The 2,263-nt window shown below is 37.1% G+C and carries 3 protein-coding genes; all 3 read right to left on the bottom strand.

Annotation, left to right across the window (positions count from 1 at the left end; all coding sequences use genetic code 11):
* The coding region (locus H6G97_RS50140) for a nuclease A inhibitor family protein (protein WP_190947660.1) at positions 1-336 on the bottom strand (336 nt) is incomplete at its 3' end.
* Positions 337-351: 15 nt separating this feature from the next.
* Positions 352-1,464 (bottom strand): hypothetical protein, encoded by a 1,113-nt coding sequence (locus tag H6G97_RS50135; RefSeq protein WP_190947659.1) that lies wholly within the window; start codon positions 1,462-1,464, stop codon positions 352-354.
* A 305-nt stretch (positions 1,465-1,769) separates the two neighbouring features.
* Entirely contained in the window at positions 1,770-1,841 is a 72-nt protein-coding gene (locus H6G97_RS55785) for a hypothetical protein (RefSeq protein ID WP_338422032.1), read from the bottom strand.
* Positions 1,842-2,263 lie beyond the last annotated feature (422 nt).

Here is a 2,263-nt window from a genome sequence, read left to right as displayed (position 1 = left end):
GATATCAAGGTTTATCATTCCTATACGATAAACCTTGATGTCAGTGAGGTGATCCTTTAGTATTTTGACAAGTGATTTAAACTTTGGCACATTTTGTTTTTGTATTTCATCGTGCCATTCTTTTTCCTCAGCACAGTTACGAAATATATAATCTAGTTCTACTTCTTCAATCGATGTTTCTAAAGAATGCCCTGTTAACTGGAGAAGTTTTTGAACGGTCATTGGTTCTTGCGCTTTATTAGACCACAAAAAAGGTTCAAAAGGATACTCTGACTCACTCATCATTAGCAAACCATCGGAGGCTTGTTTAAGTTTTTCTGTAATCTCGTTAGTCATAAAGTTTATTTATATTTATGAGCATCGATTTTTGAGTTTGCCAATCAGAGAATTAAGATTGAGTTGAGTGGGCCAACCTTGAGGAAGATTTGCAGAATTATATCCTCTGTCTTTCAATCCTTGAATAAATTGGTTGCGGATGTATGCAGTATCAAAAGTTCCAAGCCCATCAAAATAAGCATCAGTTAGGTGAGCGGGGTCTAAAGCCATTTCACCTTTATATACTGCACCATCATTTGAATCATCCCAACCCCAAGGGGTATTAGCAGAATTTGTACTGCAAGTTGGTGTACCAGAGCCACACCCACCACTCGAATCTCCCTTGAAAGTTCCCCAACTAGCGAAAGTTAAGGCTGAAGAGCTTGATAAAGAAGCTTCATTTAATTGATGTTGCCACATTCCTGCTTCAGCAAAAACATCAACCAATTGATACTGTACATCGCGGTCATTTTCTGAAGCAGGAAGTTCTGCTGTAGTTTGGGAAGGATAATAAATAATCCCATCCTCTCTACTTCCACCCTTAAAGTTTCCAGCATCAGGCCAAGCTTTTAGTCCATGACCTTTAGCTTCTTGAGTTGTTAATGGGTGCAATGAACCACTGTAACTATTCATTGTCAGTGTACCATCAATACTTTCTGCACCATTGCGTAAAGGACTACCAGTTGGAGTGTAAGAATAGAAATCGTTATGAAATACAGTGACAACACCTTCTAATTTACCAAAAGCTGAACCGTCCTTACGGACAATTGTAAGTAAACCCTCTAAATCATTTTCGTGTTCTTGATCAAAAGGAATATCAGTCCAGTCTTGAGGATGGTAAAAGGAATATGTAATGAACCAATGAGTACAAGTTTCAGCTATAGAATAGTAACCATGAGAGGAGAGAGGAAACTGAAAAAGGTTATCCCAGTTATTTGTTCCTCGCCAATCGCTATCATAATCAAATCGCGTTATATAATCTGCACTATACTTAGTACTATCTGTGTCTTGATAGTGAATAGGCGCATGATATAAGGCTAAAGCCAAATCAGTGGCAGGTTGAGCAATTACTTTATTGTCTGTAAAAATACCAACTACTATGGCGGCAAGAAGCCCCAGAGCTACAAGAAAAAGTTTTTTTAAACTCACGTCTCATCCTTGCTGATAAACAAGATCAGCATAAAAGCGAATATTTAAGAATTGGTAATAGTTAGATTATTCTAGAACGATTACAAAGTTAAGATTTGTGTTGATACTCAGATTAATCATTTAGATTGAACTTAGTTGAAAAAATGACATGAACCACAGATTAAATGCGATGGGCTACGTCTGGCAAAGAAGCGAGCGCTTTAAAGATACACAGATTCTCTAAGAGTTTTTGCCGTATCTCTTAGGTTTCCGACTGTCAGCAACTGTATGCGCAACAGCAACTCCTAAATTTTCTAGATTCACTATTAATTTGAGACGTGGTCAGTAAAACTTTTAGCAACTTCCACAGTTTGATCGTTTGAACCATCACCGACGATGATAACTTCAATATCATTGAGCGTTTGCTCCTAGGCGGACTCTACTGCTTTTGCAATATACGCTTCGGTATTGTAAGCGGGGATAATAACAGAGACTTTAGGATTCATCAAATTGAACTTTGGACTAGATGGTTCTGTAAAAATGCTAAAGTTTTGATGGTATAATATAAAGACCTTTCTTGACACTATCACTAAAATTTGCATACTTGACAAAGACTTGATGTTGTGAATCAACGTAAATAAAATGGCTTAAGAAATCACTTCACTTTTTGCGAAAGTAATGCGGATATTGCCATAGCTTTCAGCATTTCCAAGGGAGCTTCTATCCTCAAAAATTCCATTATTGGTACTACCCATACCTGCAAAATTACTGTTGAAATATAATCCTAAGCCGTAATAATCACTATTAATCCGTGTAAATA

The organism is Nostoc flagelliforme FACHB-838 (assembly GCF_014698065.1).
Classification (GTDB): domain Bacteria; phylum Cyanobacteriota; class Cyanobacteriia; order Cyanobacteriales; family Nostocaceae; genus Nostoc; species Nostoc flagelliforme_B.
This window is presented reverse-complemented; position numbering and strand designations above follow the sequence as displayed.